This window comes from Arthrobacter sp. PvP103 (assembly GCF_017833075.1).
Taxonomy (GTDB): domain Bacteria; phylum Actinomycetota; class Actinomycetes; order Actinomycetales; family Micrococcaceae; genus Arthrobacter.
Map to the genome: position 1 here is coordinate 2129519 of NZ_JAFIBQ010000001.1, position 15095 is coordinate 2144613.

Annotated in this window: 10 protein-coding genes; 5 read left to right on the forward strand and 5 right to left on the reverse strand. The window is 65.3% G+C overall.

Annotated features, from left to right (window positions below):
* Positions 1-70: 70 nt before the first annotated feature.
* Positions 71-925 (forward strand): LysR substrate-binding domain-containing protein, encoded by an 855-nt coding sequence (locus JOE41_RS09785; protein WP_011693705.1) that lies wholly within the window; start codon positions 71-73, stop codon positions 923-925.
* A 229-nt stretch (positions 926-1154) separates the two neighbouring features.
* The gene (locus JOE41_RS09790) at positions 1155-1535 is read left to right on the forward strand and encodes a hypothetical protein (protein WP_011693706.1); all 381 of its coding nucleotides are present in this window, start codon (positions 1155-1157) and stop codon (positions 1533-1535) included.
* Positions 1536-1685: 150 nt separating this feature from the next.
* On the opposite strand, the gene JOE41_RS09795 is transcribed toward JOE41_RS09790, so the two are convergent.
* Together JOE41_RS09795 and JOE41_RS09800 are read right to left on the reverse strand one after the other, a co-directional pair.
* Positions 1686-5213: a bifunctional proline dehydrogenase/L-glutamate gamma-semialdehyde dehydrogenase gene (locus tag JOE41_RS09795; RefSeq protein ID WP_209752219.1), complete on the reverse strand. Its 3528-nt coding sequence runs from the start codon at positions 5211-5213 to the stop codon at positions 1686-1688.
* Between the two features lie 311 nt (positions 5214-5524).
* The gene (locus JOE41_RS09800; RefSeq protein ID WP_011693708.1) at positions 5525-6988 is read right to left on the reverse strand and encodes an amino acid permease; all 1464 of its coding nucleotides are present in this window, start codon (positions 6986-6988) and stop codon (positions 5525-5527) included.
* Between the two features lie 141 nt (positions 6989-7129).
* Here JOE41_RS09800 and JOE41_RS09805 point away from each other — a divergent pair, with 141 nt between their 5' ends.
* From JOE41_RS09805 to JOE41_RS09815, 3 genes are all read left to right on the forward strand, one after another.
* Complete coding sequence (locus JOE41_RS09805) at positions 7130-8065, forward strand: LysR family transcriptional regulator (RefSeq protein ID WP_011693709.1); 936 nt, start codon at positions 7130-7132, stop codon at positions 8063-8065.
* Between the two features lie 98 nt (positions 8066-8163).
* Positions 8164-8592: an aspartate 1-decarboxylase gene (gene panD / locus JOE41_RS09810; RefSeq protein WP_011693710.1), complete on the forward strand. Its 429-nt coding sequence runs from the start codon at positions 8164-8166 to the stop codon at positions 8590-8592.
* Between the two features lie 144 nt (positions 8593-8736).
* Positions 8737-9660, forward strand: a complete 924-nt coding sequence (locus JOE41_RS09815) for an AEC family transporter (RefSeq protein WP_209752220.1) — start codon at positions 8737-8739, stop codon at positions 9658-9660.
* Between the two features lie 21 nt (positions 9661-9681).
* Here JOE41_RS09815 and otsB read toward each other — a convergent pair whose 3' ends face one another.
* The 3 genes from otsB to JOE41_RS09830 all read right to left on the reverse strand — a co-directional run bounded on the left by otsB (position 9682) and on the right by JOE41_RS09830 (position 15070).
* Positions 9682-12309 (reverse strand): trehalose-phosphatase, encoded by a 2628-nt coding sequence (gene otsB / locus JOE41_RS09820; RefSeq protein WP_209752221.1) that lies wholly within the window; start codon positions 12307-12309, stop codon positions 9682-9684.
* Positions 12310-12477: 168 nt separating this feature from the next.
* On the reverse strand, positions 12478-13578 hold the full coding sequence (locus tag JOE41_RS09825) for a PP2C family protein-serine/threonine phosphatase (RefSeq protein WP_209752222.1): 1101 nt from the start codon (positions 13576-13578) through the stop codon (positions 12478-12480).
* 97 nt (positions 13579-13675) lie between these two features.
* On the reverse strand, positions 13676-15070 hold the full coding sequence (locus JOE41_RS09830) for an ethanolamine utilization protein EutH (protein WP_209752223.1): 1395 nt from the start codon (positions 15068-15070) through the stop codon (positions 13676-13678).
* Between the last annotated feature and the right edge of the window lie 25 nt (positions 15071-15095).

Below are 15095 nucleotides of genomic sequence, written 5' to 3' on the forward strand. Positions count from 1 at the left end.
TGGAAGCGTATTGTTCCTATAACTAACATTGCGAACCGCAATAGTCATTCCCCAGCCCCGCAGGAGTGCCATGTTTGAACCCGCCCAGCTCCGCTCATTTTTGGCGGTTGCAGAGACCCTCAGCTTCACCAAGGCGGCGGAACGGCTGGGGCTTGCCCAGCCCACGGTCAGCCAGCATGTGCGCAAGCTGGAAGCCGCGGCCAAGCGGGTCCTGATTGCCCGGGATACCAGGGACGTACGGCTGACGGACAACGGCGATGCCATGGCCGGCTTCGCGCGGACCATCCTTGCGGCCCACGATGCCGCGTCCCGCTATTTCTCCGGGTCCGCGATGCGCGGCCGGCTCCGCTTCGGGACGGCGGACGACCTCGCGATCACCGGGCTCCCCCGTATCCTCCGTGAGTTCCGCCAGATCTATCCACAGATCAACCTTGAACTCACCGTGGGCCAGAGCGATCAGCTCTACCGGAAACTGAATGCCGGCCAACTTGACCTGGTCTTCGTGAAATGGGTGGCCGGCGCCAAGGACGGAACGGTGGTCCAGCACGACGCCTTCGCGTGGGTGGGCCTGGAGCAGACGGTGCTGGAGCCCGGAGACCCTGTACCGCTGATCGCCTACCCGTCGCCCAGCCTCAGCAGGAAGCTTGCCATCGACGCCCTGGAATCCCGGGGACGGACCTGGCGAATCACGTGCACCACCCGGCAGATCAGCGGGGTCCTGGCCGCTGTTCGGGCGGGAATCGGAGTCGCCGTGATGCCGTCCTCGCTGGTTCCGGACGACCTCAAGATCATCACCCGCCGCTTTGACCTGCCTCCCGTGGGAGACGTCGACTTCACCCTGATCCGAAATCCCTTAGCCAATGCCGAAGTAATCGATGCGCTAACCCAGGCGATTGTAGGGCGCACCCTGAAGCGACCCGCCTAGGCTTTCGTACCTGTCGTTGGGTGAAGCCACTGGAGCTGACCAAGTAAGTAGGTAGTCGGGCCCGGGCAAGTGGTTATTCCACGTAAGTGATTGAAGTTATTACGTGCGTAAATTATGCTGAATTTTGTTAAAGGTTAAGCAGAAGCCGCTGACAACGATTCGATGACGAACCGTGTCCGCCCACGCTGCCCTGGGGCGCCTGACGGACAAAGTTCGGGATAGGCATGCTATGACGCCAACCACGAACCACCCGCATCTTTCAGTCTCAAATACAGTCCACTCCCTCAAAACGGTACGCCCGCTGGCCGTAGGGACGCACCGCAACACGCCGGCACACCACGAAACAAGCGCACACGCTGATCTGGTCAGTCAGCGCGAACCGCACCCCGCCGCCACCCTGGTGGACACCGAGTTTGTAGGCAGCCCCTACTGCGAACGCTGCGGGACGGATGAATTCATTTACCTGGAGACGTTTGTCCCGGCAAAGTACCGGCACGACGGCACGCTCCGGAAGCCGGGCGAAGTCACGTATTTCTGCACCGGATGCGAAGAATTTTCGGCACACTCGGTCCCTGCCTCGTGGGTGCCGCCAGGCTGGTACTTGGGCTAATAACGGTTGGTGCCGTTCACCTACACAGTTTCACGTCAGCAAATAAATCGCCGCCGTCAGGCACCCGAGGGTGCCTGACGGCGGCGATTTATTTCTGGCTGGAACCAGCACTGGCAAGGCGGCCCCCAACCCCTTGAGAAAAGGAGCCCCTTAGATCAGGCTGTCCGAGAGGTGGTTGGGCGTCCCGAACCGGTGCGCAGTGATGCTGACAGCCTGCTCATGCAGGAACGGCAGCAGTTCCACGCGGCCGGCTTCGGTGACCCGGTGGGCGTAGATGGCCAGGTCCGGACGTCCACCGGTGGCTTCAGCCAGTGCCTTCGCGTCGCCGCCAAGAAGCCGGATCCGACCGCCGGACAGCTTTCCGGCCTCAGCGAGCGTGGCTGCGGAAGCCAGCCACGCGGCGTCGTCCGCCACCGTGACGGTGATGTCCAGGGCGGCGAGCGCTGCCTGCAGCGGAGCGGGGAGCTCGACGGCGGTGGAAACCGTCAGTGCCGAATCGGCCAGGACGCCGGCGGCTACTGTCCTGACCAAGGCGGCCACCGGCTCGCCTTCGGCGAGGCGGACCGTTACCGGCAGGGAGCGGTAGCGGAAGATGTTCCGCTCCGCCCTCAGCCCGGAAACATCCTTGGCGGTGCCGAACTCTTCGACCCAGGCAAGGGCGTCGGAGGCCAGAGCACGCTCCAGGGCTTCGACGGCGGGAGCGTCCAGTGAGCCCTTCGCGGCACCCAACACGCGGCGAACGCCGGAGTTGGTCACGGCCGCCGATGCTCCGCCCGCGGTGCTGGCTTTACTGACCCATTCGCCCAGGCCGACGAGGTAGTTGGGCCCGCCGGCCTTGGTACCGGCGCCGACGGCCGATTTCTTCCAGCCGCCGAACGGCTGGCGTTGCACGATGGCCCCGGTGATGCCGCGGTTTACGTAGAGGTTGCCGGCCTGGATGGTGTCCAGCCAGAGTCCCACTTCCTCGGTGCTGAGTGAGTGCAGGCCGGCGGTCAGGCCGTACTCCACCTGGTTCTGGATGGCAATGGCGTCCTCGAGGGTATCCGCCGTCATGACGCCAAGCACCGGGCCGAAGAACTCGGTGAGGTGGAAGTAGGATCCGCGGCGCACGCCGTAGCGGACACCCGGGCTCCAGAGCCTGCCGGTTTCGTCGAGCTTGCGCGGCTCAACGGCCCAGTTTTCGCCTTCGCCGAGGGTGGTGAGGGCATTCAGGAGCTTGCCGTTGGCGGGTTCGATGATCGGACCCATCTGGCTGGCGGGGTCTGCGGGGTAGCCAACCTTGAGTGAGGTGACCGCGTCGATCAGCTGGTTGTGGAACCGCTTGGAAGTGGCCACGGATCCCACCAGGATCACCAGCGAGGCGGCGGAGCACTTCTGTCCGGCGTGGCCGAAGGCCGAGTAGGCCACGTCCTTGGCGGCAAGGTCCAGGTCTGCGCTGGGCGTGACGATGATGGCGTTCTTGCCGCTGGTCTCGGCCAGGAGCGGCAGGTCCTTGCGGAAGGAGCGGAACAGTTCGGCGGTCTCGTAGCCGCCGGTCAGGATCACTCGGTCCACGGCCGGGTGCGAGATCAGCTGCTGGCCGAGCTCACGTTCGCCCAGCTGGACCATGGTGAGGACGTCACGGGGCACACCGGCTTCCCAGAGTGCTTCGATCATCACGGCACCGCTGCGGCGGGCCTGCTTGGCGGGCTTGATCACGACGGCGGAGCCGGCGGCGAGTGCCGCGAGGGTGGAGCCTGCCGGGATGGCCACCGGGAAGTTCCACGGCGGGGTCACAACGGTGAGGTTCGCGGGCACGAAGGTGGCGCCGTCGACGTCGTCGAGCCTTCGGGCGGACTCGGCGTAGTAGTGGGCGAAGTCCACGGCTTCGCTGACCTCGGGGTCGCCCTGGTCGATGGTCTTGCCGGTTTCGCTGGCCATGACCTCGAGCAGGTCCGCGCGGCGGGCCTCCAGGATGTCGCCGGCGCGGTGCAGGACGGCGGCGCGCTCGGCGCCGCTGAGGGCGCCCCAGGCCTTGCCTTTTTCGACGGCAGTGGCGATCACCGTGTTGAGGGTCTCAGCGTCCGTGATGGTGGCCGCTTCCACGGAGGCATTGCCCAGCGTGGAGGACGGAACGCGTTCCAGGATGGCCCGGCCCCAGTCGCGGTTGGCGGGCAGGGACGGGTCAGTGTCCGGAGTGTTCTCGAAGGAGTCATGCGGCATCGGCTCGGCCGGGAGGCTGCGGTTTTGCCGGCGGTTGGGGCCGGGGACTTCGTCGTCGAGCTCTGCCAGAGAGGCAAGGAAGCGCTGCTTCTCACGCTCGAAGAGCACTTCGTTTTCGGAGAGTTCGAAGACGGCGGACATGAAGTTGTCCTGGCTGGCGCCTTCTTCGAGCCGGCGGATCAGGTAGGCGATCGCGACGTCGAATTCGGCCGGGTGCACCACGGGCGTGTAGAGGAGCAGCGAGCCGACGTCCTTCTTGACCGCTTCAGCCTGGCCCTGCGCCATGCCCAGCAGCATCTCGAATTCGATGCCGGACTCCACACCGCGCTGCTTGGCGAGCAGCCACGCGAAGGCGATGTCGAAAAGGTTGTGGCCTGCGACGCCGATCCGGATGTTCTTGATCCGGTCCGGGTGCAGCGAGTAGTTGATGACACGCTTGTAGTTGGTGTCCGAGTCCTGCTTGGTGCCCCAGGTGGCCAGCGGCCAGTCGTGCAGGGAGGATTCGACCTGTTCCATGGGCAGGTTGGCACCCTTGACCACCCGGACCTTGATGGCGGCACCGCCGTGGGCGCGGCGCTCAGCAGCCCAGTCCTGCAGGCGGATCATGGCGGCGAGGGCATCCGGGAGGTAGGCCTGGAGCACGATGCCGGCCTCGAGGTCCTTGAATTCGGGCTTGTCCAGGATCCGGGTGAACACCGCGATGGTCATGTCCAGGTCCTTGTACTCCTCCATGTCCAGGTTGATGAACTTGGCCTTCTGCCCGCCGGAGGCGAAGGACGCGGCGCGGGCGAAGAGGGGAGTGAGCTTTTCGACGACGTGCTCCACGGCCTCGTCGAAGGCCCAGGCCGAGTGCGGGGCGACGGTGGAGGACACCTTGATGGAGACGTAGTCCACGTCGGGCCGTGCCAGCAGGGTGTGGGTGCCCTCGAGCCGGCGGGAAGCCTCATGCTCACCGAGGACGGCTTCGCCGAGGAGGTTGACGTTGAGCTTGATGCCGTCCTTGCGGATCTTGGCGATGGCCGGACCAAGCTTGGCGTCCGTGGCATCGACGATCAGGTGGCCCACCATTTCGCGGAGCACCTTCCGGGCCGCCGGGATAACGACCTGCGGCAGGACGGGCGCCATGGTGCCGCCAAGACGGACGGCGCTGCGCATGTACCAGGGCAGGAACGCGGGAACCTTCGGGGCCAGTGCTGCCAGGTTGCGGGCGGCGACATGCAGGTCTTCCGGGCGGACCACGCCGTCGACGAAGCCGACCGTGAAGTCGAGCCCGTTGGGGTCCTTCAGCACGCCGGCGAGCTGTTCAGCGGAGGCGTCCACGGGAACCTTGGCGGCCTCCGTCAACCAGTGGCGCACCAGACCGATGGTATCCCCGGCCAGGGCCTGGGCCTCGGGTACGTGGGAACCGCCCGCGGGGGCCGTTTCGGTGACCGTCTTTCCGGCGAGGACACCGGGCTCCGTAGAAATATGGGTCATGGCTAACACTCGTTCTTTCCGTTGGTGAGGACCTTCTTTCCACCAGTATGAGCCTGCCGTAACTTAAGATAAAGCGACGTTTTCTGAGCAATACAGGTTAGAAAATCCGATGATTCTGAATCCCGCCCGAACGTTCGGAAACCACCCGGACCCTCTCTCACTTCCTGCCCCTTTCTGACGGACCCTCTCTCACTTCCTGCCGGAAACGACGAACCCCCTCCCACCGGGGTGAGAGAGGGTTCGTCGATATGGCACCGGATCTGAGAGAGCGTCCGGTTGTTTGTGGCAGGAAGCGAGAGGGCTTTGGGTGGCTACGCCAGGGGGCGGTGCATCTCGACGGCCTCTTCGTGCCGTGGACTGTCCGGGTTCATCAGGGAATGCTTGCGGCCGTAGCCGAAGTAGATGACCAGCCCGACCACGAGCCAGATGCCGAAGCGCAGCCAGGTTTCCCAGTGCAGCTGGAACATCAGGAAGGCCGAGGCCAGCACACCGAATGCGGGAACCAGGGGCATGAAGGGCAGCCGGAAGGCGCGCGGAGCGTCCGGCTTCTTGTAGCGGAAGACGATCACCGAGAAACAGACCACCACGAACGCGGCCAGGATGCCGATGTTGGTCAGGTCTGCGACGGCCTTGATCGGGAAGACGCCTGCCAGCAGGGCCGAAGCAACACCGGCGATCCAGGTGACGCGCTGCGGAGTGCCGTGATGGTCCGTCTTGGAGAACCAGCCCGGGAGCAGGCCGTCGCGGCTCATGGAGAACCATACGCGGGTGACCCCGAGGAGGAAGGTCAGCATCACGGTGAGGATGGACAGCACCGCGAACACGGAGATGATGGTGGCAATGACGGGCAGGCCGACGCCGGTGAACGCGGAGGCGAATCCGGCCTTCGGATCGATGTCCTTGTAGTTCTGCATGCCGGTGAGGACCAGCGTGGCCGCCACGTAGAGCAACATGGCGATGATGAGCGAGAGGATGATCGCCTTCGGCATGTGCTTCTTGCCATCGGTGGCTTCCTCTGCCGCGGTACTCATGGCGTCGTAGCCAAAGACAGCGAAGAACACGGTGGCCGAACCAGCCAGCACCGGGCCGAAGCCGCTTGGCATGAACGGGTTGTAATTGTTCGTGTCGATGTAGAAGATGCCCAGGCCAATGATGAACAGAATGAGGACAACCTTGATGGCCACCGCCACCAGTTCAAACCGGCCGAACGCCCGGGTGCCGCGGGACAGGATCCAGGTCACGATGAGGCAGACGACGATGGCCGGGATGTTGACGATTCCGCCCTTGCCCTCGTCCGGGGTGGATGTCATCCAGACGGGCATGTGGACCCCGATGCCGGAGAGGAACGCGTCAAAGTAGCCGGAAATACCAATGGCCACGACGGCCACAATGGCAATGTACTCAAGGAGCAGGTCCCAGCCGATGAACCAGCCGATCACTTCACCAAGGGCCACATAGCCGTAGGTGTAGGCCGAGCCCGCACGTGGAATCATGCCGGCAAATTCCGCGTAGGACAACGCGGCGGCCGCAGAGGCAAGGCCGGCAATCAGGAAGGAAAACAGCACCGCCGGCCCCACGCCCGGCTCGCTTTCGCTGCCGTGGGCGACGAGGCCCGCCAGGGAGAAGATGCCGACGCCGATGATGCCGCCGACGCCGATGGCCGTCAACTGCCACAGGCCCAGGCTTTTCATCAACCCGCTGTGTTTATTTTCTTCTTCTATGTCGTCAATAGGCTTACGCCGCATGATCGACTGGGCTAAATCTTTTGTGCTCATCAGGGACTCCTGCTTAGATGTGGACCCATCAATCCGCCCTGTGATGGGGGTAACTCAGTCTGTTTAGTATGCAAGCCCAATTGCATTAGATAAAGTGAATTCTCCTAATTAATATTCATTAGATTTAGCGAAGGAACAGCGATGCTCGACGTCCGGCGGTTGAGGCTGCTCCGTGAACTCAAGATCCGTGGAACCTTGGCCGAGGTGGCGGATGCCCTCCAATACAGTCCCTCGTCGGTTTCGCAGCAGCTGGCACTGCTGGAGAAGGAGGCCGGGGTGCAGCTGCTGCGCAAGACCGGGCGCCGGGTCCAGCTGACACCGCAAGCCGAAGTCCTGGTGGCGCACACTGCCCACCTGCTTGAAACGCTGGAACAGGCCGAGGCCGATCTGGCCGCCAGCCTGACCACAGTTTCCGGAACGGTCCGGATAGCCGTCTTCCAGTCCGCCGCCCTTGCACTGATGCCGGGCACCCTGACCCGGATGGCGGCGACTTATCCTGAAGTCAGGATCGAGATGGTCCAGCGGGAGCCGGAAACGGCGTTGCATGAAACATGGGCCCGGGACTTTGACCTGGTCATCGCCGAGCAGTACCCCGGCCATGCCGCCCCGCGCTACGCGGAACTGGACCGCCTCCGGCTCACCGGGGACGCCATCCGGCTGGCCGTACCCGGAGCGGACAAGGGCATGCCGCCCGTCCGCTCGCTCGAAGACACGGCGGACCTGGCCTGGGTGATGGAGCCCCGGGGTGCGGCGTCCCGGCACTGGGCTGAACAGGCCTGCCGCAGCGCGGGTTTCGAGCCTGACGTCCGGTACGAAACGGCGGACCTGCAGGCGCAGATCCGGCTGATTGAGTCCGGCAACGCCGTGGGCCTGATGCCCGATCTTGTCTGGACCGGCAGGGAAACGTCGGCGCAGCTGCTGCTGCTGCCCGGCAACCCGCACCGGACCGTCTTCACGTCCGTGCGGAGGTCCAGCGCCAAGCGGCCCGCCATCCTCGCCGCCCGCGAGGTACTGGCCGTCACAGCCGACTCGATTGCCCCCGCCGGCCCGGTGCCGCCGGAGGCCAAATCCGCGTGATCCCCGGGGAAAACAGCGCGACGGCGGCCCTGCGGTCACGGCGGGAAGTTCCCTACGTCACAGCGCGGAAGGGCGCCGGGCGTTAGACTGGGCACGTTATGAATCGCACAATGTTTAAGTCCAAAATCCACCGGGCCACTGTCACGCATGCCGATCTGCACTACGTGGGGTCGGTCACCGTTGACCTGGACCTGCTGGAGGCTGCGGACATTCTTCCCGGAGAACTCGTGGCGATCGTTGACGTCACCAACGGGGCCCGGCTGGAGACGTACACCATCGCCGGAGAGCGCGGTTCCGGGGTTATCGGCATCAACGGCGCGGCTGCTCACCTAATGCACGAGAATGACATCGTCATCCTGATCACCTATGCCGAGATGACCACCGAAGAAGCCAAGGCCTACACGCCCAAGGTGGTCCATGTTGACAAGGACAACAAGATTGTCCAGATCGGCAACGACCCCGCTGAAGGGCACACCCGCGGCCTCATGCGGCCGCCGTTCGCACTCAACAACTCCGCCCTGAACTAGGCCCCCTCCCCCGGAACGGCCCCGTCCGGATGCCGAGATCCTGCCCACAATCCGGCTTCAGGCTGAATAAATCTGATTAGCTGGGATCGTGAACGCCGAACCCCACCCGCCCGGCCTGCCAGGGAAACCGCCAGGGACGTCCGGGTGCTAGGCGTTCTCGCGGGCTTCTTCGTGGTGTGGTTCATCATCCTGGTGGGCATGTTCGTTGGCCGCCGGAAGGTGCTGGGAGAAAACGCCCGGTCCGTGCTCAGCGCGCTGACATTCTTCGTGGCGAGCCCTGCGCTCCTGTTCGAGACCCTCAGCAAGGCCAAGCTCCACGATGTCTTTGCCGCTCCCCTGCTGGTGACCGCCGTCGGCGCGATGGTCACGGCCGCAATCTTCTTCGTGATTGTCCGGTTCCTGCTGAAACGGACCGTGCCCGAATCGCTGATGTCGTCCATGAGCGCGTCCCTGGCGAACTCCGCCAACCTGGGTATTCCCATTGCCGTGTATGTCCTCGGCGATGCAAGCTACGTTGCGCCGCTGCTGATCTTCCAGCTGGCCTTCTTTACCCCGCTCTTCCTGATGGCCCTGGATGCCACCACCAGCTCACACCGGACCACGCCCGCCGGTTTTGCCCTCATGATCCTCAAAAACCCGATGATCGTGGGTTCCGCACTGGGCCTGGTGGTGGCGGGAACGGGATGGCAGGTGCCGGAGCTGGTCATGCAGCCCATCCACCTGATCGGCGGTGCGGCCATCCCCGCCATGCTGATCGCCTTCGGCATGAGCCTGAACGGGTCGCGGCCCCTGCAGGCAGATACCGGCCGCCGCATCGACGTGCTCCTGGCTAGTACGTTCAAACTCGTCATCCACCCCTCCATCGCCTATCTGGTGGCGCGGCTGATCGGCATGGAGGGGCAGGCCCTCTTCGCCGTCGTCGTGACGTCCGCACTGCCCACCGCGCAGAACGTTTTCGTCGCGGCCAGCCGCTACCGGACGGGCATCATCGTGGCCAAGGACACCGTGCTGGTCACCACGGTGGTGGCAGTGCCGGCCATGATCTGCGTGGCCCTGCTCCTTACCTAGGCCCGCACCCCGGCCAACGCCTTAGTTCTTCTGGTGCTGGTCCAGGATCCGGGCGCAGCGGATGAAGCCCAGATGGGAGTAAGCCTGCGGGTGGTTGCCCAGATGGGTTTCGGTCCCGGGATCGTATTCTTCGGGCAGCAGTCCGGTAGGGCCGAACAGGTTTACCAGCTGGTCGAACAGGTCCCACGCCTCCTCGATCCGGCCCACCGCCACATAGGCCTCGATGAGCCACGTGGTGCAGATGTGGAAGCCGCCCTCCAAACCCGGCAGCCCGTCGTCGTACCTGTACCGAAAAACGGTGGGTCCCACCCGAAGCTCCCGCTCCACAGCGGTGACGGTGTCCAGGAACCGCTGGTCGTTCACATCCAGCAGGCCGGACAGGCCGATGTGCAGCACGGCGGCGTCGAGGTCCGGGCTGTCGTACGCAACGGTGTAGGACGCCGCACCGTCATCCCAGCCTTCGCGGAGGACTTCCTCGCGGATGGTTGCGGCGGTGGGTGCCCACTCGGGTTCCGGCGCCCTGCCGTGCCTGGCCGCCGTGCGCAGCGCCCGGTCCAGGGTTACCCAGCACATCACCTTGGTGTAGACGTGGTGCCGGGGTGCGCGGCGCGCTTCCCAGATCCCGTGATCGGCCTCGTGCCAGCGGGCCATCACGGCGGAGGCCATTTGGATCATCAGCTCCCAGTGCGAATCCTCCAAAGTGCCCTCGCGCTGACTCACCGCGCAGATCAGTTCCGCGATGGGCCCGAACACATCCAGCTGCACCTGGTGGTCCGCGGCGTTGCCGATCCTGACGGGGCGTGATCCCGCGTAACCGGGCAGACTTTCGATGATGGCCTCAGTGGACAGCGGCGCCCCGGTGACCGAGTACAGCGGGTGCAGCCATTCCGGTCCGGGGGCGTTGTCCAGGATCCGGCCCAGCCAGCGCAGGAACCCATGCGCTTCCGTCGTGGAACCCAGGTCCACGAGCGCATTGACGGTCATGGACCCGTCCCGCAACCAGCAGTAGCGGTAGTCCCAGTTCCGGGTGCCGCCGATTCCTTCCGGCAGCGAGGTGGTGGGGGCGGCCAGGACGGCGCCGGTGGGTTCGTGCACCAGTGCGCGCAGCACCAGCGCCGAACGGCGCACCAGCGACGGCTTGACGCCCGGCAGGTCCAGGTCCTGGACCCACCGCCGGGAGTGATGGGCGACGGCGGCGCGGCGCTCGGTTTCGCCGCCCACCCCGGCGTGAGTTGGCTCGGTGTCGCCGCAGCGCAGGTTGAGCACCACGGGGCCATTCCGCAGGTTGACGTCCGCGGTGGCAGTGGCATGGCGGCCGTCCGAAGTGATGGAAAAGCTGACGCCGGGAGCCAGCAGGATGATCGGGTCGGACGTGCCCACCACGTGCAGTTCCTCGCCCCGCGCCTCCATGCTGAACGGGGCGTTGGCGTAGTCGGGCCGGGGCGCGAAGACGATCCGGGCGGCGCCGCTGCCGGACAGCACGCGGACCAGGCTCGTGATCCCGTCCGGGGCCGGCTCAAGATAGTCGGTCACGGTGACGTCAGCCCAGCGGGTTTCCACGATCATGGTGCTGTCCACATAGCGCTGGCCCAAGACCTGGGATGCCTTGACCGGTTCCACCGAGAAGTGGCCCGCGGCGTCGCCACCCAGGATATGGGCGAACAGGGACCCCGAGTCCGGCAGCGGGTGGCTCATCCAGCAGACCTTGGCTTCGGGCGTGATCAGCGCAGTGGACGAGCCGTTGCCGATCATCGAGTGGCGCTCCAGGCCAACGGCGTCCTCCCCGAAAAGCCAGGCCCGCCGCAGTTCGAAGAGGATGGCCAGGACCCGCGCGAAGGACTCGGGGTCCCGGAGGCGGTGGGTGGCCGCGGTGGCGCCCTCCCCCACCTTGATGCCCATATCCGGGCCGCGCAGGGTGGCCATTGCCAGTTCGTCGCTGGAAGCGTCGCCGGCATAGAGGGCGGCACTCACGCCCAAGCGGGCGCGCAGGTGCTCCAGCGCATCGGCCTTGGACGGCTCCACCACGGAAAGGTCCAGCACGGAGCCGTCCACGATGTAGAACAGGCCGTGGGCGCGGGCCACCTCTTCGGCCTTTTCCAGCACCTTGGCAACAATCGCGGGCGAGGCCGGCCGGGTGTGTACGGACACCGCAACGGGCTTGCGCTCGATGCTGATCCCCTTGTAGGCGCCGATGGTTTCAACGAGGGCCTGGCTGGCCTGCTGCAGCACCGATTCGGTGGCCAGGGACAGGCCGTGGGCGAAGCCCATGTCGAATTCGGCGCCGTGGGAGCCCACGAGGTGCACCTCCGCCGGAAGCCTGGAAACTGCCGCCAGGTCCCGCAGCGACCTGCCGGAGATGACGGCCGCGTGGGTGTTGGGTAGTGCGGCAAGGGCCCGGAGAGCGATCGCGGCGCTGCCCAGCGGCAGGGTTTCGGTGGAGATCCCCTCCGCGTCGCAGAGCGTGCCGCCGTAGTTGCAGGCCACCAGCAGCCCGGGAGTGCGTGCGAGGATCTTGAGTTCAGCGAGCAGGCTTGGCGTGAGGCCGTCGTCGGCTGCATCGGACTGAACAAAGGCGCGGAGCAGGCCGAGCGGCAGGGAGCGCGTTAGGAGGGCGGAATCGGCCACGGACTGGTTGAGCGGAGTAGGCACAGGCGACGTCCTTCGGATAATCCCCAATGATGAGAAAAGTCCGGCGAGGGACATACCCCCAGTCTCCGATGCCGTCGTTACACCAGAATATCCCTGTCATTGCGGGAATGTAACGTGTGTGCGGCCCCTATTCAGGAAGGCGGCGCGGCAGCTACCGTACCCGATGCACTACAGTGCCCGTTTCAGCACAACCACAGTGGCGTCATCGGAAACGTCGCGGCCCGAGGCCAGCTCAAGGACGGCGTCGCAGGCAGCCTGCGCGCTGGCGCGGCCGGAAACGGTGCCGGCCACGACGGCCGTGAGGACCTCGACGTCGGGGTAGACATCCAGCAGGCCGTCGCTGACCACCGCCAGGCAATCGCCGGGCTCCAGCGAAACCTGGTGCGCATCCCACTCCTGGTCGGGCCATGCTCCCACCGGTGGTCCGCTGGTGAGCAGCCGTGAGCAGCTTCCTTCCGCCCTGATGTGGAGCGCCAGGCCGTGGCCGGCGTCCAGGTACTGGAGGATCCCGGTGGCCGCGTCAAGCCTGGCGTGGAAGAGTGTGACGAAGGACGCGGACTGTTCGAGGTCGGCTTCCAGGATCCTGCCGGCCGAGCTGAAGGCCTCACTCAGCGGCGTCCGGTGGGCCACGGAGCGCATGACGGCGCGGACTGTGGCGGCAATCAGCGCGGCGCCCATGCCTTTGCCCATCGCATCGGCGAGCGTCATTTGCAGGCCGCCGTCGCTGGGGTACCAATCGAAAAAGTCGCCGCCCACATTGCGGGAGGGCCGGAAGGATCCTGCGATGTCGAACCCGTCAAGGGACAACCCCTCCGCCGGCAGGAGGCTGCGCTGGACTTCGACGGCGCGTCGCAATTCGTCCTGGGCTGCGGCCTCGTGGACGGCACTGGCGCGCGGCCTGCGGAACAGGGCGGTGATCCGGGACGCGAGTTCGCGGGGGCTGAACGGCTTGGTGAGGTAGTCGTCCGCGCCGGTGTCGAGCCCGGTAAGGCGGTCCAGTTCCTCGCCGCGGGCTGTGATCATCAGGATGTAGGCATCGGAAAACTTGCGCAGTTCGCGGCAGACCTGAACGCCGTCGATGTCCGGCAGGTTGAGGTCCAGCGTCACCAGTTCGGCGCCCTCCCGCTGCATCAGCTCGACCCCGGCCCGCCCGGTGGATTCGGCGGACACCTGGAAGCCCTGCTTGGTGAGAATGTGGACCAGCAGTCCGCGGATGTCGTCATCGTCCTCAATGACCAGGGCGCGGCGTACCTCCGGCTCATCAGTCATGCCCTTATTAGACTCCGTGCAGGCTGGTGTTGTCACATCGGCCTCAGCCGGATCGTTCTGCCACACGGGTGCCGGGCCGCTGGAGGATCCGGTGCCTCTAGGCGCGGACCGCGCTTCCGCCCCCGGGCCCGGGCGTTGCCGGACTGTTCAGCCGAGGCGGGTCCAAATCAGGACCGCCGTCTACGGATTTGTCGGCCATGACACCGGAAGCCCCGCCGACCGGCTCCATCCTCGCGTGCGCCCTCGCGTGGGCGGGAAGGTGCGAATGGCGGTATTCGTCGGCACCGATCACACCCGCTGCACGGTCCTGGGATTCCAGCACGCGGGCGTAGGGCAGCGCCAGCCAGAGCGCCAGCACGATGCCGATCACGCCGCCGGCGAGCTTGCCGATAATGAGGGCAAAGACCATGTTCGGCTGGAAGTTGGCGCTGAACGCCAAGTGGTCTCCGAAGGTAAATGCAGCGCAGACTGCGAAGGCGATGGTCAGCACTTTATCCCGGGGCGGCATCAGCGTGATGATGCGAAACAGAGCCAAAATGTTCGCGGCCCCGGCGAGCAGGCCCGTGGCCCCTTCTTCGCTGAAGCCGAGCTTCCCGCCGGCTTTTTCCAGCGGTTTGGCGAGCCAAGTACGGATGGCGTAGACCATGGGGAAAGCGCCGGCGAGCATCACTCCGATATAGCCGGCCACCTCCAGTGCGCGGAACTGGTCATCGGCGTCGGCAATAAACGGCGCGAGCGGCCACGGCCCGAAGACGTCGAACACGTTGGTGAAGTACTGCACCACGGACAGCGCCAGGGCCAGCTTGATCAGGATGTCCAGGAACCGGCCGAAGTAGATGAAGCTGGTGACCATGATCCGGGAAGCGAACCGCAGCCCTACCGCCAGCAGGATCACGAAGACCGTCAGCGGCAACAGGTTGAGAAGGATCTCGCCCAGTGGCAGGTCGAAGGGTGCCGTCGAGGCCGAACTGGTGGAGACATCCTCGCGCAGAGGGGTATGGGCGGTCTGCAGCAGCAACGTGATGATGAAGACGGCAAAGGGGATGGCCAGGAGGCCCGCCATTACGCCGAGGGCCATGTACTTGTGGTCACGCTTTTGCAGCATGGCCAGGCCCACCGGGATGGAGAAGATGATCGTTGATCCGGCGGTGAAGCTGACCGCGAAGGCCATGATCCAGGCGCTGTGGCTGCCGGCGGTCTCGTGGGCAAGGTGGTAGCCGCCCATATCGCCGGCGATGAGCGTGGTTGCCGCCAGGGAGGGGTCGGCGTGCAGCAACGAGTACAGCGGTGCCACATAGCGGGCAACCAGGTCGCTGAGGATGGGGATGAAGCACATGATGCCCGCCACGGGCAGGAAGATGGGCCCGATAGAGTAAATGCCCTCTTTGAACTCCTTCCCGAAGCCTTTTTCGTCGTTGAAGATGGCACTGACCGCCCCGACGAGCAGGAACGCCATCATGATGTAGATGATTACTTGGCCGATGATTTCCATGGTTGGTCCGGTTCCGATTCGTTGA